The sequence below is a fragment of the Oceanobacillus timonensis genome, from assembly GCF_900166635.1.
GTDB lineage: Bacteria > Bacillota > Bacilli > Bacillales > Amphibacillaceae > Oceanobacillus > Oceanobacillus timonensis.
Map to the genome: position 1 here is coordinate 2,863,323 of NZ_LT800497.1, position 24,125 is coordinate 2,887,447.

A 24,125-nucleotide genomic window follows, 5' to 3' on the forward strand; every position below is an offset into this window, starting at 1 on the left:
ACTTATTCTCCTTTGCTTTCACTGGAATGAAACATGAAAAATTCACCTGTAAGCACAAGCTCGTTATTCACAAAGCTCTTCACTTCCACAATGGTGTGTCCACGGTTATCTTTTCCTTTTATAACCGCTTTGGCAATCACTCTTTCTCCTTCTTTCACCTGTCTCTTAAAGCGCAGGCTGGATTTTGCTGTTAAAGCAAGCTCATCGTTAATAACAGCTACGGCTAATGAATTCGCCTGGGCAAACAGATGATGCCCTCTGGCAATCTTATTTCTGGAAAAAACAAACTCCGACGTGATATCAAGCATAGAGATAGCCCGTTCATCCAATTCCAAATCAATAATATCCCCAATCACTTCTTCCACCGGCAAAGCTTTAACTGTCTCATTCCATTGCTTCGTAGCCACATATTTTATCCGTTCACGAAGTTCAGGAATAGAGAGCTCCATACGGTCTAACCGAATGGTTTGAATACTGACTTCAAAATCTTTCGCTAACTGCTCGTCCGTTACAAATGGAGATTCTTCTATTTTTTCTCTTAACAATGATTGTCGTTCTGCTTTTGAGCGTTTCATTTCTATCATCAAACTTTCATTTCAAATTTTAGAGAGATGCCGGTTCTATTGATGACGTCGTAACGGTTGTTGGGCGGGAACAAGTTAACAGAGTATAGGTGTCCGTTATTCCCTCTGGAAAGGGAATAGATAAACGGTCATTTCATCTTCTGATCAAATCAAGCCACCCTCCGTAGGAAAGAACGAAACTTCCATGGAAGTTTCGTTCTATGACTTGGTACTAATAGTAATATATAATAGCAATCTTTTTTATGCAAGTAATCTATTGAATGATCGCAGCGCAACTGGCTGTTATCTTAAAAATAATGCGTACACAAAAATGGGAGACAGCCGTCCGTAGCGGGCTGATTTGCTCCGTTTTATATTTGGTTTCCGGATTAATCCAGCTTTGCCGAAAGCCCCTCTTCTTCTGCTAATATTTCTTTTAAGTACCTATAATCTTCAGTTTGCAATAAATTGTTTTCAACAATATGCTGTGCATCTTGTCTTGCTGTTTCGAGTGCTCTGTAATCATGCACCATATCAGCTACTTTAAATTCCGGCATACCGCTTTGTTTTCTGCCGAAAAAGTCGCCCGGACCACGCAATTGCAAGTCTTGTTCGGATAATTCAAATCCATCATTTGTTTCTGACATAATCCGCATACGCTCTTTCCCGACTTCTCCCTTAGGTTCTGCGATAAGAATACAATAGCTTTGCTTTGCTCCTCTGCCGACACGTCCCCTGAGCTGATGCAGTTGTGACAGACCGAAACGCTCCGCATCATAAATCACCATCACGGTGGCATTGGGAACATTCACACCTACTTCTACGACCGTTGTAGAGACTAGCACATTCACTTTATTATCAGCAAAATCACGCATGACGTCATCTTTCTCTGCAGAGGTTAGACGCCCATGCATTAAGCCGATCTCCATTTCATTATCATAGTAAGCTGTCAGTTGATGATACAGGTCAACGGCGTTTTGAATATCTAATTTATCCGACTCCTCGATCAACGGGCTGATAATATATGCTTGTTCCCCTTGCTTGACCCGTTCTTGAATAAAATCAAGAATCCGTTCAAACATATTTTCCTTCACCCATAACGTTTCAATCTCTTTTCTCCCGGAAGGAAGCTGGTTAATAATGGATACATCCATATCACCAAACGTTGTAATCGCAAGTGTTCTGGGGATCGGGGTTGCGGTCATAAATAAAACATCCGGATCCAATCCTTTATCCCGCAATGTTCTGCGTTGAGCAACCCCAAAGCGATGCTGCTCATCGACAATCGCCAGTCCTAAATCATTAAACAAAACATCTTCCTGAATAAGGGCATGCGTTCCAATCACGACATCTATTTCTTTATTTTCAATTTGCTGTGTCAGCTCTCTGCGCTTCTTTCCTTTTACAGATCCAGTTAACAAGGCAACGCTAGCTCTACCTTCCAGCATAGACTGAAAAGATTGGAAATGCTGTTCTGCTAAAATCTCCGTAGGGACCATCAGCGCCCCTTGTTTGCCTGCTGTAACAGCAGCATATAAACAAATCGCCGCAACTGCTGTTTTCCCTGATCCAACATCTCCTTGAAGCAGCCGATTCATCCGGTAAGCAAGTTTCATATCCTTTAAGATTTCAGTTAACACAGCTTGCTGTGCCTCTGTTAAGGTGTAAGGCAGCGAGCTGATAAAGTCCTCTACTTTATCCATCTGAAAATCTTGGGCATTTCCTTTCGTGGATTCACGGTTTATTTTTCGGATTAACTGCATCTTAAGCTGAAACAGCAGAAATTCTTCATAAATAAATCTCCGCCGCGCGTGTTTTAAAGCAACCCTGCTCTCTGGAAAATGCATTGTTCTTACTGCTTCTTGTCGATTTGGCAGCTTATAATTTTCCAAATAAGAAGCAGGCAATATTTCTGTTATATCTTGTTCATGTGCGTTAAGCACCTGCTTTAATATCTTTTGGAATTTATAAGAAGTCAAATCGCCTTTCAGCGAATAAACAGGAGTAATCGAATCATCTTCTTCCGTTTTTCCGATTTTATATTGACTGACTGTGATTTGCAGGCGACGTGCGTCCCATTTCCCGGTCAATGTAATATCCTGCCCTTGCTGAATTTGTTTTTTTGCAAATGCCCGGTTAAACATAATCGCTTTAACAGCAACACCTTCCACTTCTACCGTAAAGCTTAACCTTGATTTATTTTTCCTAAAAAAAGTAAGAGAAGGGTCGTAAACCACCTTCCCTTTAATCGTCACTTTTTCATCATGTACCAGCTCTTGCAAAGGTTTTTCCTCATAAATATCGTATCGATACGGGAAATATTCCAATATATCATCTATCTCATGAATATGCATGGAAGCAAGTTGCTCTGCTGCTTTTTCGCCGACACCTTTCACTTCTAATATCGATTCGTTCATTTCCAACATCCTTTTCAATCAGAAAAACAGCAATACCAGCTCAGAGTCTAATGAGCAAATACGTCTATTTTTCGTAAATACCTGATTAAACAGATACTCCAAAGATTTTTTCCTTTAAAAATCGTCCCGTTGGTGTATCAGCCAATCCGCCTTCACCCGTTTCACGCAAAGAAGACGGCATCTGTTTCCCGATGCGGTACATCGCACCGATTACTTCATCACAAGGAATACGGCTTTCCACTCCTGCCAGCGCCATATCAGCAGACACAATCGCAAGGGACGAGCCTCCTGCATTTCGCTTCACGCATGGAACTTCTACCAAACCTGCTACTGGGTCACAGACCAGACCGAGCATATTTTTTAATGTCATTGCGAAAGCATGCGCCGATTGTTCCGGCGTACCTCCTGCCATTTCGACAATCGCCGCAGAAGCCATGGCGCCCGCTGAACCAACTTCCGCTTGGCATCCACCTGCCGCACCGGAAATAAATGCATTATTAGCCACAACAAAACCAAAGGCCCCCGAAGTAAATAAATAACGAATCATATCTTCTCGCGTCGGGTTTAACTGTTCCTTCACCGCAAACAGCGTCCCTGGCACACAACCGGCGCTTCCAGCAGTCGGTGTTGCGCAAATGATGCCCATGGCTGCATTGACTTCATTGGTTCCCATTGCTTTACTGACAGCATCCATCATAAGATTCCCGGATAATGGCGTTTTTTCTTTCATGTACTTCTGTACTTTCACCGCGTCTCCGCCGGTGAGTCCCGTTACCGATTGGACTCCTTTTAAAGCATCTTCCACCGCATTTTCCATAACGGTAAGGTTTTTCTCCATTTCGGCAAAAACTTCTTCTCTCGTTTTCTCTTTCACGTCCATTTCCTGACGTATCATCACTTCTGAAATAGAAATGTTTTCTGTTTTTGCTTTCTCTACTAACTCCGCAACTGTTCTAAACATGAAAATCCCCCTTCTTAACTTACAATCTTCGCAATAGAGATAATATGATCAGCAGCCTCGAGTTCCTGCAGGATAGTATCATCTACATTCTGATCTACCTCAATTACCATCAGCGCCTCTTTACCCACATCTTTCCGGTTCACTTCCATATGGCCGATATTCACTTCATATTTTGCTAAAATTTTCGTTACAGACGCAATCGCACCGTAACGATCATTGTGCATAATTAAAATAGCCGGATGGTTCCCGGATAATCGAAGTTCAAAACCGTTCAATTCTGTAATCTCCACTTTTCCGCCACCGACAGATATTCCCATCAGCTCCTGCTGTTCTTTTCCATCTCCAATAAGGATACGGACCGTATTGGGATGATTTACCGCCGCACTATCTTCTATAAACTCGATGTCCAAACCTTTTTCTTTTGCCAGCTCTAATGCCTTATTTATTTGCGGGTCATCCGTTTCCATGTCTAACAGACCACCAGCAAGTGCAAAGTCTGTTCCATGGCCCCGATAGGTTTTGGCAAAAGACTCATAAAGATGTATTCTTGCCCACGTCGGCTGTTTTCCAAACAGATTCCGGGCTGCTTTTCCAATCCGGGCAGCACCGGCCGTATGTGAACTGGATGGACCCACCATGACCGGGCCGATAATATCAAATACGGAATTATATTTCATGAAATAACACCGTCCTAAATATATTTAATGTAACTGTCACCATTATAACAAAAATCCAGACGCAAAACACAATGTAATCGCAAAAAAGCAATCATGCGTTCGCCGGACTAAGCAGTATACTCTATTTATAGACACTGCCAAAACAAAATAAAGCTCAGGCTGATTTATATTATCAGGCTGAGCTTTATATGCTTAAAAACTTTGTTGCGGCCGTTATTCCGCTACCTTTATTCAACAGAGAAAATATAGGAATAAATTGGCTGTTCGCCTTGATGAACTTCCACTTCTATTTCATCATATTTCTCTTCCACATAAGATTCCAACGCTTCGACTTCTTCTTCTGACACATCTTCTCCAAAAAGAATTGTCAGTATCTCAGCGTCGTCCGAAATCATTTGATCAATAAGAGCTTCCGCTGCTTGTTGTTTTTCCTTATGTGTGGTTACAATTTTGCCTTCATCTATCCCCATAAAATGTCCTTTGGCAATATCAATTCCATCAATTTGTGTATCTCGAATCGCATACGTAATTTGACCGCTTCGTACCTGCTTCCCTGCTTCTTCCATGGCTGCTTTATTCTCCTCTAACGAAGCCTCGGGATGGAATGCCAGCATCGCGCTAATTCCTTGAGGGATTGTTTTGGTTGGAACAACCCGAACATGATCACCGGCCAATTCAGCAGCTTGCTCAGCTGCCATTTGAATATTCTTATTGTTGGGAAGCACAATGATGTTTTCTGCGTTTGCTTTTTTCACCGCATCCGTTATATCTTGCGTACTAGGGTTCATGGTTTGTCCACCTTCAATAACCACAGCAACGCCAAGGTTTTCAAATAATTCCTTTAGCCCATTCCCCATGGCCACGGTAACTACTCCATAAGCCGATTTTTCTTTCGGCGTTTCTTTTTTATCGCCTTTATCACCGACAATCGCCGTATGCTGCTCCCGCATATTTTCAATTTTCAAGTTGATCAAGCTGCCATATTGTTGTCCCAGATTTAAGCATGTCCCCGGTGCTTCGGCATGAACATGTACCTTTACAATATCATCGTCGGAAACCACAAGAAGGGAATCTCCCCACTCACTTAATTCATTGCGGAAAGTTGTCTCATCAAAGGGATGTTCTTTTAATTTTTCATCTTCTAACTTCACCATGAACTCTGTACAATATCCGTATACAATATCTTCGGTGTCCATGAAATCCTGCGTTACTTTATGGTGCTCTGCATTAATCATTTCGTCCATTTTCGTAGCGGCATCCGATTCTCCAGGGAGTTCTTCCCCTTTCAATGCAGCCAGAAATCCTTCGTAAATCGTTACTAAGCCTTGTCCACCGGAATCCACTACCCCAACTTCTTTAAGAACAGGCAATAAATCAGGGGTACGTTTCAGTGATGCTTTTGCTTCTTTTAATATTTCTTCCATAAAAGCAATAATATCCAACCCATTATCCGCTATTTCCATAGCTTTATTTCCTGCATCTTTTGCTACGGTAAGAATGGTTCCTTCCACCGGTTTCATTACAGCTTTATAAGCTGCATTGACAGAGCCTTCAAACCCCTGTGCGAAATCTTTGACATCAAGTTCTTTTTTCCCTTCGCAAGCTTTTGCAAAGCCGCGAAAAATTTGCGATAATATCACACCGGAATTTCCTCTGGCTCCCATTAACAACCCTTTTGAAAAAGTACTAGTCACTTCATATACTTTATCTGTTTCTATTTTTTTCACTTCATTTGCCCCGGAAGTGATGGTTAAATTCATGTTTGTCCCGGTATCCCCATCTGGAACCGGGAAGACGTTTAATGCGTCAATTTTTTGTGCATTATTCGAGAGATGGTAAGCTCCTGTCAGTACCATCTGAGATAGCAACGCTGCATCAATTTTTTCAAGTCCCACGCCTTTTCCTCCTTCTGCTCTAGTCCTTTTCTACACGGACACCCTGGATATATATATTTACCGAATCAATTTCTAAGCCCAGGGACTGGCTGAGTGTATATTTCACTTGTGATTGTACATTATGTGCTACTTCGGAAATTTTAGTACCATAACTGACAATAATATACAAGTCAATATGTAATTTTCCATCTTCCTGACGGACAACAATCCCTTTAGCATAATTTTCTTTTCGTAGTATTTCAGCAATATTATCTTTAATTTGGCTTTTAGATGCCATTCCGACAATTCCATAGCACTCCACAGCTGTTCCACCGGCTATTGTGGCAATAACATCTGTTGTTATCGTAACGAGTCCATCGTTTGTATGCAACTCAATTGACATAACTACAGCTCCTTTATTACGAATTATAAAATGACTGACATTTCCTATCTATTCATTCATTTCTTCCTCATATATGGTTCAAATTATACTATACGCCCTGCCATTTTAAAAGCGAACAAGCGACGAAGGAGAAGCCTGTCTTTTCAGGCATTTTCAATCATTTCATATAAAAGAAAAACTCCATTATTACAATGTATGATTTTCATGCATCTGTCAAGCAGTTTTTCTTTAAGGAGATCGTCAAAATGAAAGATTCAATTGCAAAAAACATTAACTTATGATAAATTAAGTTAGTGGTATAATGAATTTGGAAGGTAAGGAGGGAATAACATGGCTAAAAAATGTGTTGTAACTGGACGCAAGACTCGTAGTGGTAACCACCGCTCTCACGCTATGAATTCCAACAAACGTAATTTTAAAGCAAATGTACAAAAAGTACGTATTATGGTAGATGGAAAACCGAAAAAAGTATATGTATCTGCTCGTGCATTAAAATCAGGCAAAGTAGAACGTGTATAATATACGAAAATATGTGCATATGCCTTAAAAACACCATGGTCTTCCGTGGTGTTTTTTTGTTTCTAACAATCATATTTGGACCGGCAGATGATGAACACCATGAAAAAAAGTATCATCCTAAAAACGAGCTTTTACCATCAGAGAGAGGCAAAAGCTCGTTTACTATTACTTATCTTTTTTAAATACACCAATAACCACTTTCACAAATCCACCTACAAACTTAGGAAGCTTAATCGTATAGAATTTCATTTATAAAGGCCCTCCCTGTTTAACCATCCTTTTTGCTCCTAGTTAAACTGCATCATAACTCTTTACTAGTATTAGTATGCCTTTATGAAAAGAAAAAGTACCTTTTTTTTGACTAAGCTCATTAGATATGCATAAAGAAGATCCCCAACGTATCGTTTGATTCTCCAGAGGATATAAGAAACCCTTTAGTGTTAGGCCGGATACTTCAGGGGTAAATGGCAAAAAAGAAATATAAGCATAACCTTCAGAATCAACAGGATAACTTCCCGGCGCAACTATTTCTATATAATTGCCATTATCTATCATAACAGCACGCTTTCCCTGTTGTAATAACGGGTAAAGCAATTGAATATTCATTAACGTATGGTCCGTCCTGCCTCCTGTGACACCGAAAAAGAACAATTGATCCGCTCCATTTGCTATTGCTGCATCCACCGCTATTTCCAAATCCGTTTGATTCTTCATTGATGGATGCTGATCAAAATGGGCGGCATGCTTTTCAATCACAGCATATTCAGCAGCAGAGACCGAATCAAAATCTCCGGTCGCTATATCAATCGGAAGCCCCTGTTCCGCCAGATAAAATGCTCCGCGGTCAGCGCCTACCCAGAAATCCATTTCATTTTGGTAGTTTAAAAGAGGCGGCAAATATTTTCTCGGACCATTTCCGACAATTCCGGCACACTTCATTATTTCTCTGCACTCGCACGAATGGTATCCATTGCTTCTTTGCGGTTTTCCTGATTAAAAATAGCACTACCGGCAACTAACACATCTGCCCCATTTGCTGTACAAATTGGAGCTGTCTCTTCATTGACGCCGCCATCGATTTCTATTTCAAAATCTAATCCCATTTCATCCCGCCATGCTGCAATTTGGGCAACTTTAGAAATGACATCTTTAATAAATGCTTGTCCGCCAAAACCTGGATTAACAGTCATTAACAAAACAAGATCCACTTCTGTTAAAATGGGTTTAATCATTTCTGCTGGTGTTCCTGGATTAATGACCACTCCGGGTTTTACATCATAGGAACGAATCAATTGTAATGTCCGGTGCAAATGGACACATGCTTCCTGATGAACCGTAATAATCGATGCACTTTTTGCAAATTGTGGTATATATGCATCCGGGTTTTCTATCATTAAATGAACATCCAATGGAAGGTTCGTAATGGGTTTAATAGCATCTGCTATTAAAGGACCGATTGTAATATTGGGAACGAAATGCCCATCCATCACATCAACATGGATATAATCCGCTCCGCCGCTTTCCACATCTTTAATTTCTTCCCCTAACTTCGCAAAATCTGCTGATAAAATAGAAGGTGCTATTTTTGTCATGATTAATACCTCGGCTTTCTTGTTTTAATCTCTTCTAAAAATCGTAAATAATGCTGATACCTGAATGCAGCGATGTCTCCATCATGAACAGCTGCTTTTACGGCACATTTAGGTTCTTTATCATGCAGGCAGCCTCGAAACTTACAGCCGGGCATATAACGTCTTATCTCTGGAAAGCAGACGCCCAAATCCTCTGTCTCTAAATCCGAAAACTCTAACACACTAAATCCAGGAGTATCAGCCACCAGACCTTCTCCGATTGTTAAAAGCTCCACATGCCTGGTTGTATGTTTCCCTCTTCCAAGACTTTTGGAAATCTCTGCAGTTTCTAAAAACAGATTCGGATCCAGGGTATTTAGTAAGGATGATTTCCCAACCCCGGACTGGCCCGCAAAAACAGAAACTTTATCCTTGAAATACGGTAATACTTCACAAATCCACTCCGGTTCCTTCGATGATAACAATTTCACTTCATAGCCAATGTCCTGATAAGCTGCTTGATATTCCTTTACTCTTTCCTTTTCTTCTTGTGTAGCCAAATCCATTTTTGTAATAAAAATGATTGGCTCAATGTGTTTGAATTCAATCAGAACAAGGAATCGATCAAGTAATAATGGATTGAAATCCGGAGAGGTAGCTGCATTGACGATGCACACCTGATTAATATTGGCAACAGGAGGCCGAATAAGTTCATTCGACCTGTCTCTTACTTTCATTATATAGCCTTCATCCTCATTACGAACTTCAAATTCCACATAGTCGCCAACTAAAGGGGTAATCTTTTTATTCCGGAACAAACCTCTGCCTTTGCAAGCATAAACTCCCTTATTCGACTGTACATAGTAGAAGCCGCTTAATGCTTTAATGATTCTGCCTGTTGCCATCTACTCTTCCTCTCCCTCATAGGATACAGTCCTTTCCGTAATCTCTTCATCATCTCTGGTAATGCGGTATTCCGCATCTGTATCTGCTGCAATGGTTAATGTGAACGTTACTTCGGTATCTTCTGTTATTGTCTCTTCCCGGTAAACATCAGAGATATCATTATTGCTATCTCCAATATAGATGCGTACTGTCTGCTCTTCCGGTTCGGATGTTTCTGCCTCTGCTTCTGACTCTGACCCTTCTTCATTTTCTTCGGATTCCGGATCTTCATTTTCTGCTTCTGTATCTTCATTATTTTCATTATCACTATCTGATTCAGCGTTCTCTTCTTCTTCATCATTGTTTGCATCATCAGAATTTGCATCATCAGATGAATTCTCTCCATCTTCTTCTGTCTCTTCCGTTTGTTCCTCGTTTTGCTGCTCTTCTTCTTCTGTTTCTTCTTGGTCATCTAATGTATATGGAACCATATAAGAAACAGAATGCGAACGTGGCGGCTCTTCTTCAGGCCCCAAGGAGAAATAAACATCCACTGCCGAACCCTTCTCCACATCCGTTCCTGATTCAGGAGATTGACTGGTAACCAGCCCTTCTTCCACATCATCCGAATATTCTTCATGCTTGTTCATTACTAATTCATTGCGATCGACGTAATCTTGTACTTCCTCTTCGTCCATTCCTGTCAGATTATTCAAGCTCACCATTTCCGGACCGGCACTGACTTCAAAAATAACTTTTGTATCAGCAGGAACAACAGAAGATTCCGGATCTGGCTGAATTTGTGAAATAATCTCGCCCACAGGCTGATCAGAATTCCTTTCAAAAGGAGTGATATCATTGAATCCTTCCTGATTCAATTCCGATTCCACCTCTTCAAAATCCTCGCCTTCATAATCGTCAAATTCCACTTGTTCCGGTCCTTGACTGACAAATAACGTGACTGTCGATCTTTCTTTTACAGTTCTTCCGGAAACAGGATCAGTCCGTTCGACATATCCTGACTCAATGTCATCCGAATTGACCTCTTCTACTTCAACAAGAAGGTTTTGGCTTTCAAGCGAATCTCTTGCATCTTCTGCCAATTGATTCGAAAAATCTTCTATTGTTACATCCTGAGGCTGCATAGCATATACAATTGCAGCACTGCCAATCCCGACAAGTAATAATATCAGGATAGAAATCCAGAGAATTTTTTTCTTTTTACTAGCAGGCTTCTTGTCCTTTTTCTTCTTCTTTTTTTTATTTTTCTCTTCATTATTTTCTTCCGGATAGCTTTTTGTCGGCTCTGCATCGCCCTGATGAACAACAGTCTGGTCAGCGTCTGGATCGTCCTCGGACAGACTGCTATCTGTTATTATCGGAATGGCCTTGGTCTCATCGCCTTCTTCATCTGGAATAGTGAAAGGTGCTTCATTTAATTTTTCCGGTGAAAGGGCTGCTGCAAGTGCTGCCTCAAACTGATAAACATCTTCATAACGATAAAATGGATTTTTTGCAGTTGCTTGCAAAACAATATTCTCCACACTTTGCGGAATATCCGGATTAATCTCTTTCACTGAAGGTGTATCGCTCTGTAAATGCTTCAAGGCAATCGAAACAGGCGATTGTCCAGAAAAAGGAAGCTTTCCAGTTAACAATTCAAACAATACAATACCCAGTGAATAAATATCCGATTTTTTCGTTGCCATACCTCCACGGGCCTGCTCCGGTGACAGATAATGAACAGAACCCAGGATAGAATTTGTTTGGGTTAACGCTGTTGCACTAAGAGCCATCGCAATCCCGAAATCTGTCACTTTCACTTGACCAAAACGGTCAATTAATATATTTTGCGGCTTAATATCCCGATGGATAATATCATTTTCATGCGCATGCGCAATGGCAGAAGCAATCTGTTTCATAATATCCAATGCCAGAGGAACGTCCACCGGTCCATACTGCTGGATATACTCCTTTAAAGTCATTCCCTCCACATATTCCATGACCATATATAACGTCTGGTCATCTTCACCAACATCAAAGATATTAACAATATTCGGATGAGAAAGAGAGCTTGCAGATTGCGCCTCCCGATCGAAACGGGCGATAAACTCCTGGTCATGTACATAATCTGTACGCAACGCTTTAACAGCTACATCGCGTTCAAGAATTGTATCTCTGGCAAGAAAGACATTTGCCATGCCTCCTCCGCCAATTTTCCGCTCAATCCGATATCGATCATTCAATAAATGTCCTGTATTCATGCAGGTTCACCTGCCTCCGAGTCCGAACCGTCATGTGCCATCAATATAAGCGAAATATTATCTTCTCCACCGCGCTGATTCGCTAAATCAATAAGTTGCTGACCTATCTCACCCATCTCTTTATCTGACGTAATAAACTGGGCTAATTCCGATTGGCTCATCTTATCGGATAAGCCGTCTGAACATAATAATAAACGATCTCCGACTTGCCAAGTCAACGTCCTTACATCCGTATCAACTTCTGCATCTGTACCCAGCGCGCGGATAATATAATTTTTATACGGGTGGACTTCTGCATCCCCCTCTGTAATCTCGCCTCTTTTTACAAGTTCATTGACAAAAGAATGATCTTCTGTCAACTGTTCCATTTGGCCTCCTCGTGCAATATATAAGCGGCTGTCACCGATATGAGCAATAATAAGGGAATTCCTTATCATTACCGCAGCCACAAGGGTCGTCCCCATTCCTTCCAGTTGCTTATTTTCCTGGGCTTTATGAAAGATTTGGGCATTCGTCTCCCTGATTATGTTTTGAAACCACTGTTTAATATCCTCTGCGTTTTCAATTTGTTCTGTTTCTTCCCATTTATTTTTAATATTTTCAACAGCCAGCATACTTGCTACATCGCCGGCTTGGTGTCCGCCCATACCGTCCGCAATAACAGCAATCGGCTGTGCGCTTTTATTTTCAAAAATGCCGCCTGCATCTTCATTATGATTACGGACTTGTCCGCAATGTGTTAAGAAAAGCCCTTTCAAGAGCTACTCCCCCTTTATAGTTCCAAATATATATCCTTTTCAAACGATGATGATTCCTTTGAAAGGATGTTCAATCACACGATACAGTTACGAATCGGGGATTAAAACATTTGATGCTATCCATAATTATGGCACAATCTTACTTATATTAAAACTATGTAATGTATAAGTTACAGAGGTTGTTCAAAAAGCCGGTAAATCATAAGCAGCAAATGCTTTAACCGGCATGGTTTTTCATAAGACCGGACCGCCGTTACTCGTCTCAACAAAAACCATTGGGCTTTTTTTGAACAACCATCTACTTAAAAATTTTCGCTTTCCATAAGCATACATTACCTATCCCGTTTGATTCTTGTCAGGAAAAATCCATCTGTTTGAAAATCCTGGGGGAACAGTTGTAAACCTTCTGGCGACCATCCCGGCGCTTGTCTTAATGGTTCGGAAAGTTCATTTTGAAAAGCAAGGTCGATATGAAAGGCAGGATTTTTTTCCAAGAATGTTTGCACCACTTGGTTATTTTCCTCTTTATCCACCGTACATGTGCTGTAAATAAGGACTCCGCCCGGTTTAAGAAGGGGGGCTGCAGTCTCGATTATATTCAGCTGAATCGATGCAAGGCGTTCTATATCGCTGGCTTGCTTTTCATATTTAATTTCAGGCTTTCCGTTAATCACTCCCAGTCCGGAGCAGGGAGCATCAATAAGTATTCTGTCAAAGCTTGCTTCATCATACTTTTCATCCAGTTTTCTGGCGTCTCCCTGAAAAGCAGATATAGCATGCAAATCCAATATGGCTGCTTTTTCCTCGATTAATTTTACCTTTTTCTGATGCAAATCATAGGCATGAATATCGCCCTGATCTGTCATTTTTTCAGCAATATGCGTCGCTTTGCCGCCTGGAGCACTGCATGTATCCAGCACTTTCATGCCCGGCTCTAGTTGTAAAGATTCAGCTGTAAGCATAGAACTCTGGTCTTGTATCGTTGCAAAGCCATCCTGCAAAAGCGTTGTCTGAAAGATATTCCCTTTTCTAATCAGAATCCCTTGCGGGGAAAATGGGGACGCTTCTACCTCAAATCCTTGGTTTTCCAACTGTTTCATAACCGATTCGCGGGTTGTTTTCATTGGCTGAATCCGGATGGACATTGGAAAGTGCTTAACATTTTCACGACACATCGCTTCCGTCCGTTCTATCCCGTACATCTCCACCCATCTTTCCACGAGCCACAAAGGGTGGCTTGTCTCTATCGAAATACGTTCAACCGGATCCTCTATCAGGGACAAATCCGGAAGACCTTTTCGCTGCATACTGCGTAATATACCATTGACAAAAGAGGCCGTTCCCTTATGACCGCGAATTTTAGCAATTTCAACAGATTCATGGACAATCGCATGATCCGGAATTTTTTCTAAATATACCATCTGATAGACAGACATTCTTAAAAGCTGCTTCACCCAGACATCTAATTTCTTCTTATTTTTCATAAATTGTGCCAAATAATAGTCAATCGTTATTTGATTTTGTACTGTTCCGTAGACAACCTCTGTTAATAACCTTTTATCTTTTTCACTGAAATTTGTTTGCTGCAGTTCATGGTTCAACAGCAGGTTGCTGAAACCTTTATCTTTTTCAATCCGGATAAGGATATCAAGCATGGTTTGTCTCAATTGATATTTCGCCATTATTTTATTCTCCTAATATAACACCGATTTGAATCCTGTCCTGGGAAGCCTGTAAATAATCTTTTACCTCCATCCGTTTTTTTCCGGCAGGTTGAATTTCTGTAATGTTGATACTTGTTTGTTGACCGCATTGAACGGTAAAGGATTCACTGTCTTTCGCTATAATTTCACCAGCTGGTCTGGAAGCAGAGGTGGCTGGACCTTCTTCTCCCCACCAGATTTTCATGACTTTCCCATCATAAGTTGAAAATGCAACCGGCCAAGGATGAAGTCCCCTTATTTGATTATAAATCTCCCAGGCAGGCCGATTCCAATCAATCTTTTCTTGTTCCCGTTTAATATTGGAAGCAAAAGTTGCCGCTGTCTCATCCTGTTTTTCAGGCGTTATGTTTCCGGCAAACAGATCAGACAAAGTATCGATAAGAAGCGTTGAACCGGATTCTGCCAGCTTATCATGTACTGTTCCAACATGGTCCGTGTCTTCTATTTCCACCTCTACCTGTGAAAGAATATCTCCCGCATCTAATTTCTCCGCCATATACATAATGGTCACACCTGTTTTCTGCTTTCCTTGCATAATAGCATAGTGAATAGGCGCTCCACCACGTAATTCCGGGAGCAGAGAAGCATGTACATTGATTGCTCCAAACGGCGCTATCTCAAGTACTTCTTTTGGCAGAATCTGTCCATAAGCAGCCGTTATAATCAAATCCGGCTTGGCATCTGCGAGTACTTGATAATCTTCTCTTAACTTTTCTGGTTGAAACACTTCTATATCGTGTTTGAGCGCTTCCTCTTTAACCGGCGACGGCGTAATTATTTTTTTTCTGCCTTTAGGCCGGTCCGGCTGTGTCACAACCAGCACGACTTCATATTGATTTGCAATAAGTTTTTGTAAAACAGGGACAGCAAAATCCGGTGTCCCCATAAAAGCAATTCGTTTCAATTAAATCCCTCATTTCCCTATATAAGTTGAAATAAATGTGACTATTTAACTTATATCATTTCAATTTCCTTACATCATATAATACGGCTGCATATCGATAAACAACTGCAACTCCTGTTTCCGTATCTCATCCGCATATGTCGATTGAATATGTTCCAAATATCGAACTAACTCGGGTTCATGTTTGTATTTTATCATGCACTGATACCGATATCTATCTTTTATCCGTGCAATCGTCGAAGGAGTCGGGCCTAAGATGGTTGTCCCGGGGGACACAACCCCGCTCAGCTGTTTCACAATTTCCCCTGCAACCTGAACCGCCCGCACATGGTTTTCATGCGAGACCGTAATCAATACAAGGAAAACAAACGGCGGGTATTGGAACGCTTTTCGAACAGCCATTTCATGCTGATAAAAATCAAGAAAATTATGGTCTGCAGCATACGTCACACTATAATGTTCCGGCGTATACGTCTGGACAATCACCTTTCCTGTCAGTTCATGTCTCCCCGCTCTGCCACTTACCTGCGTCAACAATTGAAACGTACGTTCCGATGCACGAAAATCAGGAAGGTGCAGCATCGCGTCCGCAGATAACACCCCAACCAATGTAACATCTTTAAAGTCAAGGCCTTTGGCAATCATTTGTGTACCTAGTAAAATATCAGCCTTTTTCTCTGAAAACTGTTTTAATAATTTTTCATGCGCTCCCTTTCTTCTTGTTGTATCTACATCCATCCGTATAACACGAGCTTCTGGTAATAATTTTGTTAAAGATTCTTCCACCCGTTGTGTGCCTGTCCCAAAATACCGGATCAAATCACTGTCACAGGATGGGCAATGTTCAGGAACCGCCTGCTCATAGGAGCAATAATGGCATTTAAGCCGATGCGTTTTCTTATGGTAGGTTAATGCAATATCACAATGCGGACATTCTGCTACATGGCCACAATCCCGGCACATCACAAAGGTGGAATATCCTCTGCGGTTTAAAAGCAGCACAATTTGTTCTCCCCGCTCCATACAGGCTTTCATATTATCCATCAGCGACGTGGAAAACATCGTCCGATTCCCTGCATGCAGTTCTTTACGCATATCCACTACTTCTACACTCGGCATTTGCTGATGGTTGGTACGGCTCGCAAGCGTTAAAAGCTTGTATACTCCTTTTTTAGCTCTGGCAAAGCTTTCCAAAGAAGGGGTCGCACTGCCAAGTACAACCGGACAGCGATGATTACCCGCTCTTTCTATCGCAACATCTCTGGCATGATACCGAGGCTGATCTTCCTGCTTATACGTAGTTTCATGCTCCTCATCAATAATAATAATGCCGATATTGGTAAAAGGGGCGAAGATTGCTGAACGGGCCCCAACTACTACTTGCACCTGCTTCTGTTGAATCTTTCTCCATTCATCATATTTTTCTCCGGCAGAAAGTCCACTATGCATTACCGCTACATTGGACCCGAACCTTCCTTTGAAACGACGCACCATTTGTGGCGTTAATGAAATTTCCGGAACGAGCACAATCGCTTCCTGGCCTTTAGCGATAACATGCTGGATAGATTGTAAATAAACCTCTGTTTTCCCGCTTCCTGTCACCCCATGTAATAGAAATACATTGTTTTCATTCTCATCGATGGCGTCCACGACCGGTTCCATCGCCTGTGATTGCTCTTCAGTCAATTCAAATGCTTCCGTCCGTTCAATCGGCTGATTCTTATAAGGATCACGGAACACTTCCTGTTGAAACGTTTTGATAATGCCTTTGCTTTCCAGCGTCTTCACCGTTTGTGCGGATGTATGAAGCTGTTTAATTAATTTGGCCTGTTCTACCGGTTCCGGATGATCGATGAAATATTGAATCAGTTCTTTTTGTTTTTTAGCTTGTTTCGATAAATCTTCCAAAGCCTCCATCGCACGCATCTCGGATATATCTAACTGCACCATGGTTAGCAGTTTTTTTGTAATTCTCGATTTCACATGATAATAAACGGTGATATTCCCGGCTTCTATCTGTTTTTGCAGATGGTGATAGCTAATAGAAGATGCGGTGAACGTTTCAAACGGAATCGACTCTCTTCCTGCAAATAAATCTTCTAATTCCGGCGTGAGAAATTCATCTGTCTCCCGAACCAAATCTTTTGTATAATGTGATTTTAATACTTGAGGGAGCATCGTCTGAAATACGGTAATATATAAGCTCAACGTCTTGTTAGCAACGGATTTCCCAAGGTGGAGCAGTTCCTCCGTTAAGACAGGTGTGATATCCAGAACCTCATGCAGCTCTTTTAATTTGGCAAGATGGGACGCTCCTTTAAGCGCAACAACAAATCCCATAATCTTCCGCGGACCAAATGGAACCGTAACGCGCATGCCAGGTGTGATGATTTCATGATATTTCTCCGGCACGAGATAGTCGTATGTTTGGTTTGTCGCACTAGCCGGAACATCGACGATAACACTGGCTATTTTCAAATCGAATCATCCTTCATGTCTTGTAAAATACAGTCCAGAAGCTGTTCTGCTATCTGTCTTTTTGTAGCCTGCTGCAATTCCGTCACCGATTCGGCTTTATTAATATAGGATACAATATTGGTATCTCCTTCGAATCCGGCTCCTTCACGGCTGACATCATTCACAACGATAGCATCCAGATTCTTCTTCTTCCGTTTTTCTAATCCATAATCAACCGGGCTATCCGTTTCTGCAGCAAACCCGACTAAAAATTGATTTTCTTTTCTTTCCCCAAGCTTTTGTAAGATATCTTCTGTCCGTTCCATCACAATTGTATCGTCCCCATCTTTTTTCTTCACTTTGGAAGCATGTACCTCTTTAGGGCGATAATCTGCTACAGCAGCCGATTTTATCACAATATCCTTATCGGTAAATTGTTCGTTCATCACATCATACATTTCCTGTGCAGAGACGACATCGATCCGTTTAATTGCCGGATGCTGTGTCTCTATCGATACCGGGCCGGCAACCAATGTCACATCTGCTCCCCGTTCAGCAGCTGCTTCTGCCAAGGCAAAACCCATCTTTCCAGAAGAGCGGTTCGTAAAGAAACGCACCGGATCAACCATTTCCTTCGTTGGTCCCCCAGAGATTAGCACCTTTTTTCCTTGCATATCCAGATTTTTTTGCTGGTGACGTTCCAATACTGTAATAATCTCCTGTGGTTCTTCGAGACGACCTTTCCCCACATAACCACAAGCTAAATAACCGTCACCCGGTTCAATAAAATGATATCCCCATTGTTCAAGCTGTTTCATATTTTGAATCACTGCCGGGTGCTCATACATATGCACATTCATAGCCGGTGCAATATATACTTCCGCCTGTGTTGCCAGCATCGTAGTAGAGAGCATATCATCCGCTTGCCCATGAGCTATTTTTGCAAGAATATTCGCAGTTGCCGGTGCAAGAACAGCAATATCCGCCCAATCGGCCAAATCAATATGCGCTATCTTTTCCGGATTTTTTTCATCAAACGTATCGGTATACACCGGATTTCTTGTCAAAGCTTGAAATGTCAATGGTGTCACAAATTCAGTCGCACTTTCTGTCATAATCACCTTCACTTCTGCTCCAAGCTGTGTCAATTTACTTGCCAGCGCACTTACTTTATAAACTGCAATACCGCCGGTAACACCTAGAAGTATTTTTTTCTGATGAAGCATGGAAATCATCCTCTCTATCATATATCCTTCATAAATTTGTGTTTGTAATCAATGCTTGATTGGAAAACTTATTCCAACACCCATTCTTATCTTCTCTATACATAGTTATAACATATAACCATCGAATTCTGCCGGATAAAGACTTGAAAAAGATGTGGAAAAAATAGAACAATTCGCTTACTCAACTTTCGCACCTAAGAATAAGCATATAACCCTTGCTGTTCCAGGATGGACATGATCGCTATTATCATGCTTGCTTTTGGTTCAATCATCCTTCTATTTTTTGACCAGGATAGGCTGTATAACTCCGCTCCGGCCAACCACTCCGCTTTCCATGGGGACGGCTTCAGCTAACTTGAAAAGAAAACCGCTTTTCAAGTGGATCTTCAGCTCGCCCTATTCCCATAGGAGTCTACGTGGTTGGCCTGCGCTCTAATAGGATTCTTCAGTGTATGAAAGAAATAACATATTGATGAAATCATATGAAATAATCGCTTTTTAGCCTGAATAAACAATCATTCTGGTGTTTCATTGGTTGATTTAGTAGTTCAAATCATGCCAGCATGAATCGTTACTGTCGAGAATATCCTGCTAGCGGAGGTGGACCGTTTTGACTCCTGAGGGATCAGCACCATCTGAAGATGCCCTTTTGCCAAGTGCTCTTCTTGGCAAAAGTTAGCTGAAGAGCGTGCCCCTAGGCAGACTAAGAACGCAACGTCCTGGGGTTGCGCTTACTCACCCCATCGAAAACATTTGTTGCAACGTCTGCACTAGTACGTCCTGTATGTCGGAAAGCAAAACAGTCCGCCGTAGCGGTCGCCTTACACTTTACCTTCTATTCTTTGTCAACAGCTGTACGGAAGAAACAATCAACCCCTGTTTCTATGGAATGGAAGTTACTTTTTTAAGTGCAAAAGTTGAGTCACTTACAAATAGAAAGACCTTTGCAAGTCGGGCAATTCTTATAGGAAGAATTGTTCAACATGCAAAGGTCTTTTATTACTTACCGGATATTTCCTGTTTTTGTTTTGGGTGAAGAGCCTTATTTTTTAATATACAGTTTTCCAGCCTCAATTTCCTCTAAAGCTTTTCCGAGATACTTATGTGATTTTGAATGCTCTACCAGAACATCATCTGTTTCACTCAATTCTCTGGCTCTTCTGGCCGATAGTGTAACCAGGCTGTATTTTGATTTAATTTTTTTTTGCAATGAATCAATAGAAGGTTCTAATATCATAATCGTTCATCCTCCAACATTTACTTTTATTATTTTACGGCTCTTTCCCGCTTTCAATACTCCGTTTTAATAATTGCTCTTACTTTATCAAACCATTTTTCCCTGTTTCCAGCTTCGTTATTCATCTGCTATTTCATCATTTGTCACAAGTCGTTGTCCCACTGTTTCAGGCTGCACTGCAGATAATACAACATGATCGCTGTCTGTAATGATAACAGCTCTCGTACGTCTTCCATACGTAGCGTCTACCAGTTTGTTATTATCTCTGGCAACGGTAATAATTCTTTTCACTGGTGCTGATTCCGGAGACACAATAGAAATAATTCGGTTTGCGGAAACAACATTACCAAAGCCAATGTTTATTAAACTTAAATTCAAATTTTTTCCCCCTACCATTTCTCTTCTGTCTATAATAGTACCATTATACTGTATATTAAATGAATTTTATACCCTAAACTTATTAATTACAAAAACAAAGCGAAAAAGCAGGAAAGAATAGAATGACATTTGCAGACCGTGTATTGTGTTCTTCACCTTATTCCAAAAAACATTTCACATTATCAAGCTGCATGTTAAGGAAGATTTTTAGTAGCAGATCCCTACAGATAACTAGTGCCTTTTTCCTCGTTTGTAAGACCATTTCCTTTCCAAAAAAAGGGGCAGCCGAAATCAACCAAGAAAGAAAGGCGCGTAAATACTGTAAAAGAATCTATCAAAAGAGCAACACCTTCTATATTAATATAACACACTATTACACATTTTTAAATGCTTCCCCTGTTCCCAAGAGTTACATGCCCATCGCAAAGCAATCTAAAAAAGTCTTTTTTACAAAGTGAAACTTCAATTCAGTGGGAGTTTCACACGCGGTTTTCCGTGATACATACATACTCCAAGAGACATGAAAACAACTATCCCTTGCCTTACAGCGTTCACAGGGATAGTTGTTTTTATTCCATGTACTTATTTTTTCGTAAATCCAAATAATACAGTTGGCAATGCTCCCAATCCGACGATCAGGAACCAGTCAATAACAGACAAGGTTACTGTATGGAAAATCGGCTGAAGCGGCGGGAAGTAAATGACAACTAAGAGTAAGAGCATGGATGACATAACCGCTAAAATAAGGTAGCGGTTTTCAAATAAATTTCTGGAAAAAATGGACTTCTCACTCCGGCAGTCAAATACATGAATTAATTGTGCTACTACCAAAGTTGTAAAAGCAATGGTCTGGGCATAAACAAGATTACTAGGATCATTTTGGTACGCGATAATAAAGGCGATTAATGTGACAACTCCAATTAATATTCCCCTGCTGATAATCTTATAGCCGAGTCCGCGGGAGAAAATTCCTTCACGCGGATTTCGCGGACCTCTTTTCATCACATCATCTTCAGCCTGGTCCACCCCTAATGCCATTGCCGGCAATCCGTCTGTTACCAGATTTACCCAAAGAATTTGCACCGGCACGAGTGGTAACGGCAGCCCCAGAATCATGGCAAACAGCATAACTAATATTTCCCCTACATTGGAAGCTAGCAAATAACGAATAAATTTACGGATATTTTCATAGATATTTCTGCCTTCCTGAATGGCAGATTTAATTGTTGCAAAGTTATCATCCATCAAAACAAGCGAAGATGCTTCTTTTGTTACATCTGTACCGCTGATTCCCATTGCAATACCGATATCACTCGCTTTCATAGCAGGTGCATCATTCACTCCATCTCCTGTCATGGCAACGATATGCCCTTGTTCTTGAAAGGCGTTGACAATCCGGAGTTTATGTTCTGGTGTAACACGCGCAAAAACATACGTGTCTTCAATTATATCCACTAGTTCGGCATCAGACAAATGGGTAAGCTCTTTGCCTTCCAGGACCTTTCCGTTCTCCGGAAGAATCTCTAAATGACTTGCAATTGCTTTCGCCGTATGCGCATGGTCACCTGTTATCATGACGGTTTTTATCCCTGCTTCTTTACATTCACGAACGGCTGCTTTGACTTCTTTTCTAGGAGGATCCATCAACCCGTATAAGCCAATAAATGTCAAGTCTTCTTCCAATAATGCCGTATCTAATGAATCAGAAGGAGATAATACCCGAAAACCTACCGCAATGGTCCGAAGCGCTTTTTCAGCCATCGATACCATTGCCCGTTCCGTTTTTTGAAGCTGTTCTTTAGCCAAAGGTGTCTTTCCGTCTTCTGTTTGAATATAGGAAGATCTCGGAAGCAAGATATCAGGAGCGCCTTTTGTTATTAACAACCGCATGCCATTCTCATCTTCCACAACGATACTCATCCGCTTCCGGTTGGAATCAAATGGAATTTCTTTTATAATTCGAAATGGCTGTTTATCATTTTCATGGAAACCAAATTTATAAGCTGCGACAAGTAATGCACCATCTGTCGGGTCGCCGTCCACCATATTTTTCCCTTTTTTCGTAGTGATGGACGCATGATTACAAAGCATCCCATAGAGCAGCATAGATTGTAAATTGGAATGATCAGTCTCTATTTTTTGCTGATTATATAGAAAATCCCCCTGTGTCTGATACCCGTCACCTGTCACATATAACGTTTTTCCATTTATATATACTTCTTTTACTGTCATCTGATTTTCGGTCATCGTGCCTGTCTTATCTGAACAAATAACGGAAGCACAGCCTAACGTCTCTACGGCCGAAAGCCTTCTTACAATGGCTTTCTTTTTGATCATCCGCTGGACACCTAGCGATAAAGCAACTGTTACAATCGCCGGCAAGCCTTCTGGAATAGCAGCTACTGCCAGAGACACGCCTGCTAAAAACATTTCATACATCGGATGTCCTTGAAAAATCCCTGCTCCGACAACGAGTACCGTTAAGAATAAGGCAACAACGATCAATATTTTCCCTAATTCAGCTAATTTCATTTCCAGCGGTGTAATCGTCTTTTTCGTATTATCCAATAAAGTCGCAATCTGGCCCATCACCGTTTTCATCCCGGTACCGACCACGATTCCCTCACCTGAACCGCGTGTAACAAGTGTACCCATAAAAGCCATATTGACCTGATCCTGTGCGTCCAATCCATCCATTCGAATTTCTTTTGTATGTTTGGCAACCGGAAGAGACTCTCCTGTCAAAGCAGATTCTTCTGTTTCCAGACTGGTTGTTTGAATCACTCTTACATCTGCCGGAACCCGGTCCCCGCTTGAAAATTTGACAACGTCTCCTACGACCACTTCTTTAGATGGGATTTTCACCCACCCGCCATCACGTCTTACACTGGCTATCGGGGCAGACAGCTCTTTCAACTTCTCTAATGAATTTTCTGCTTTCTGTTCTTGAAAATAACCAATGACCCCGTTAATTAATACAATCACCATAATCGCAATGGCATCAATAAACTCTCCTAATAACCCGGCAACCAATGTAGCTGCTAATAATACAAGTACCATAAAATCCTGGAATTGTTTTAAGAACAGAATCCATCCCGGTACTTTTTTCTTCGCTGCTAAAACATTCTCGCCATATTGCTGACGTCTTTTCGCAACCTGCTTCTCTCCTAACCCGACATTCGATTTTACTTGTAATGTCTCTTCTAATTTTTCTGTTGTAAGCTGATACCATTTCATTATACATTCCTCCGGCAGACATAAATTGTACAAGCACTTAATCCATTTCTATGCCCCAACATCTAAAAAA

The 24,125-nt window shown here is 41.2% G+C and carries 20 protein-coding genes; 1 reads left to right on the forward strand and 19 read right to left on the reverse strand.

All coding sequences use genetic code 11. The annotated features are described in order from the left end of the window. Positions 1–2 precede the first annotated feature (2 nt). From fapR to B7E05_RS14070, 6 genes are all read right to left on the reverse strand, one after another. Positions 3–575 (reverse strand): transcription factor FapR, encoded by a 573-nt coding sequence (fapR, locus tag B7E05_RS14045; protein WP_080876316.1) that lies wholly within the window; start codon positions 573–575, stop codon positions 3–5. Between the two features lie 377 nt (positions 576–952). Further along, a complete protein-coding gene (recG, locus tag B7E05_RS14050) occupies positions 953–2,980 on the reverse strand; it encodes an ATP-dependent DNA helicase RecG (RefSeq protein WP_245833102.1) in 2,028 nt (675 codons plus the stop codon). Between the two features lie 85 nt (positions 2,981–3,065). Beyond that, positions 3,066–3,941: an L-serine ammonia-lyase, iron-sulfur-dependent, subunit alpha gene (gene sdaAA / locus B7E05_RS14055; protein WP_080874792.1), complete on the reverse strand. Its 876-nt coding sequence runs from the start codon at positions 3,939–3,941 to the stop codon at positions 3,066–3,068. A 14-nt stretch (positions 3,942–3,955) separates the two neighbouring features. Then, positions 3,956–4,618, reverse strand: coding sequence for an L-serine ammonia-lyase, iron-sulfur-dependent subunit beta (gene sdaAB, locus B7E05_RS14060; RefSeq protein ID WP_080874793.1), 663 nt, complete (start codon positions 4,616–4,618; stop codon positions 3,956–3,958). Positions 4,619–4,845: 227 nt separating this feature from the next. Then, complete coding sequence (locus tag B7E05_RS14065; protein WP_080874794.1) at positions 4,846–6,513, reverse strand: DAK2 domain-containing protein; 1,668 nt, start codon at positions 6,511–6,513, stop codon at positions 4,846–4,848. Positions 6,514–6,532: 19 nt separating this feature from the next. Then, positions 6,533–6,895, reverse strand: a complete 363-nt coding sequence (locus B7E05_RS14070) for an Asp23/Gls24 family envelope stress response protein (protein ID WP_080874795.1) — start codon at positions 6,893–6,895, stop codon at positions 6,533–6,535. Positions 6,896–7,225: 330 nt separating this feature from the next. On the opposite strand from B7E05_RS14070, the gene rpmB reads away from it, so the two are divergent. Beyond that, the gene (gene rpmB / locus B7E05_RS14075) at positions 7,226–7,414 is read left to right on the forward strand and encodes a 50S ribosomal protein L28 (RefSeq protein WP_080874796.1); all 189 of its coding nucleotides are present in this window, start codon (positions 7,226–7,228) and stop codon (positions 7,412–7,414) included. A 165-nt stretch (positions 7,415–7,579) separates the two neighbouring features. Here rpmB and spoVM read toward each other — a convergent pair whose 3' ends face one another. From spoVM to B7E05_RS14140, 13 genes are all read right to left on the reverse strand, one after another. Then, entirely contained in the window at positions 7,580–7,663 is an 84-nt protein-coding gene (gene spoVM, locus B7E05_RS14080; protein ID WP_040980030.1) for a stage V sporulation protein SpoVM, read from the reverse strand. 42 nt (positions 7,664–7,705) lie between these two features. Then, entirely contained in the window at positions 7,706–8,353 is a 648-nt protein-coding gene (locus tag B7E05_RS14085) for a thiamine diphosphokinase (RefSeq protein WP_080874797.1), read from the reverse strand. Continuing rightward, positions 8,353–9,006, reverse strand: a complete 654-nt coding sequence (rpe, locus tag B7E05_RS14090; RefSeq protein ID WP_080874798.1) for a ribulose-phosphate 3-epimerase — start codon at positions 9,004–9,006, stop codon at positions 8,353–8,355. The genes B7E05_RS14085 and rpe overlap by 1 nt, the downstream gene beginning before the upstream one ends. A 2-nt stretch (positions 9,007–9,008) precedes the next feature. Beyond that, the gene (rsgA, locus tag B7E05_RS14095) at positions 9,009–9,890 is read right to left on the reverse strand and encodes a ribosome small subunit-dependent GTPase A (protein ID WP_080874799.1); all 882 of its coding nucleotides are present in this window, start codon (positions 9,888–9,890) and stop codon (positions 9,009–9,011) included. After that, complete coding sequence (gene pknB / locus B7E05_RS14100; protein WP_080874800.1) at positions 9,891–12,134, reverse strand: Stk1 family PASTA domain-containing Ser/Thr kinase; 2,244 nt, start codon at positions 12,132–12,134, stop codon at positions 9,891–9,893. It lies immediately after the preceding gene. Beyond that, positions 12,131–12,892: a Stp1/IreP family PP2C-type Ser/Thr phosphatase gene (locus B7E05_RS14105; RefSeq protein WP_080874801.1), complete on the reverse strand. Its 762-nt coding sequence runs from the start codon at positions 12,890–12,892 to the stop codon at positions 12,131–12,133. Before B7E05_RS14105 ends, pknB begins: the two co-directional genes overlap by 4 nt. 332 nt (positions 12,893–13,224) lie before the next feature. After that, complete coding sequence (rsmB, locus tag B7E05_RS14110) at positions 13,225–14,574, reverse strand: 16S rRNA (cytosine(967)-C(5))-methyltransferase RsmB (protein ID WP_080874802.1); 1,350 nt, start codon at positions 14,572–14,574, stop codon at positions 13,225–13,227. Positions 14,575–14,578: 4 nt separating this feature from the next. Continuing rightward, the gene (gene fmt / locus B7E05_RS14115; RefSeq protein ID WP_179134543.1) at positions 14,579–15,520 is read right to left on the reverse strand and encodes a methionyl-tRNA formyltransferase; all 942 of its coding nucleotides are present in this window, start codon (positions 15,518–15,520) and stop codon (positions 14,579–14,581) included. A 69-nt stretch (positions 15,521–15,589) separates the two neighbouring features. Next, on the reverse strand, positions 15,590–17,998 hold the full coding sequence (priA, locus tag B7E05_RS14120) for a primosomal protein N' (protein ID WP_080874803.1): 2,409 nt from the start codon (positions 17,996–17,998) through the stop codon (positions 15,590–15,592). Continuing rightward, positions 17,995–19,203 carry a bifunctional phosphopantothenoylcysteine decarboxylase/phosphopantothenate--cysteine ligase CoaBC gene (gene coaBC, locus B7E05_RS14125; RefSeq protein WP_080874804.1) on the reverse strand — a complete coding sequence of 403 codons (1,209 nt, stop codon included), beginning with the start codon at positions 19,201–19,203 and terminating at the stop codon, positions 17,995–17,997. Before coaBC ends, priA begins: the two co-directional genes overlap by 4 nt. Before the next feature lie 1,042 nt (positions 19,204–20,245). Then, on the reverse strand, positions 20,246–20,440 hold the full coding sequence (rpoZ, locus tag B7E05_RS14130) for a DNA-directed RNA polymerase subunit omega (RefSeq protein WP_080874805.1): 195 nt from the start codon (positions 20,438–20,440) through the stop codon (positions 20,246–20,248). A gap of 117 nt (positions 20,441–20,557) precedes the next feature. Beyond that, positions 20,558–20,818: an extracellular matrix/biofilm regulator RemA gene (remA, locus tag B7E05_RS14135; RefSeq protein WP_042535126.1), complete on the reverse strand. Its 261-nt coding sequence runs from the start codon at positions 20,816–20,818 to the stop codon at positions 20,558–20,560. Positions 20,819–21,400: 582 nt separating this feature from the next. Beyond that, a complete protein-coding gene (locus tag B7E05_RS14140) occupies positions 21,401–24,055 on the reverse strand; it encodes a calcium-translocating P-type ATPase, SERCA-type (protein WP_080874806.1) in 2,655 nt (884 codons plus the stop codon). Between the last annotated feature and the right edge of the window lie 70 nt (positions 24,056–24,125).

Excerpts from the sequence above, each read along its gene's own strand:
- fapR (WP_080876316.1), bottom strand. The coding sequence starts at position 575 with ATGAAACGCTCAAAAGCAGAACGACAATCATTGTTAAGAGAAAAAATA.
- recG (WP_245833102.1), bottom strand. The coding sequence starts at position 2,980 with ATGAACGAATCGATATTAGAAGTGAAAGGTGTCGGCGAAAAAGCAGCA.
- sdaAA (WP_080874792.1), bottom strand. The coding sequence starts at position 3,941 with ATGTTTAGAACAGTTGCGGAGTTAGTAGAGAAAGCAAAAACAGAAAAC.
- sdaAB (WP_080874793.1), bottom strand. The coding sequence starts at position 4,618 with ATGAAATATAATTCCGTATTTGATATTATCGGCCCGGTCATGGTGGGT.
- B7E05_RS14070 (WP_080874795.1), bottom strand. The coding sequence starts at position 6,895 with ATGTCAATTGAGTTGCATACAAACGATGGACTCGTTACGATAACAACA.
- rpmB (WP_080874796.1), top strand. The coding sequence starts at position 7,226 with ATGGCTAAAAAATGTGTTGTAACTGGACGCAAGACTCGTAGTGGTAAC.
- spoVM (WP_040980030.1), bottom strand. The coding sequence starts at position 7,663 with ATGAAATTCTATACGATTAAGCTTCCTAAGTTTGTAGGTGGATTTGTG.
- B7E05_RS14085 (WP_080874797.1), bottom strand. The coding sequence starts at position 8,353 with ATGAAGTGTGCCGGAATTGTCGGAAATGGTCCGAGAAAATATTTGCCG.
- rpe (WP_080874798.1), bottom strand. The coding sequence starts at position 9,006 with ATGACAAAAATAGCACCTTCTATTTTATCAGCAGATTTTGCGAAGTTA.
- rsgA (WP_080874799.1), bottom strand. The coding sequence starts at position 9,890 with ATGGCAACAGGCAGAATCATTAAAGCATTAAGCGGCTTCTACTATGTA.
- pknB (WP_080874800.1), bottom strand. The coding sequence starts at position 12,134 with ATGAATACAGGACATTTATTGAATGATCGATATCGGATTGAGCGGAAA.
- rsmB (WP_080874802.1), bottom strand. The coding sequence starts at position 14,574 with ATGGCGAAATATCAATTGAGACAAACCATGCTTGATATCCTTATCCGG.
- coaBC (WP_080874804.1), bottom strand. The coding sequence starts at position 19,203 with ATGCTTCATCAGAAAAAAATACTTCTAGGTGTTACCGGCGGTATTGCA.
- rpoZ (WP_080874805.1), bottom strand. The coding sequence starts at position 20,440 with ATGATATTAGAACCTTCTATTGATTCATTGCAAAAAAAAATTAAATCA.
- B7E05_RS14140 (WP_080874806.1), bottom strand. The coding sequence starts at position 24,055 with ATGAAATGGTATCAGCTTACAACAGAAAAATTAGAAGAGACATTACAA.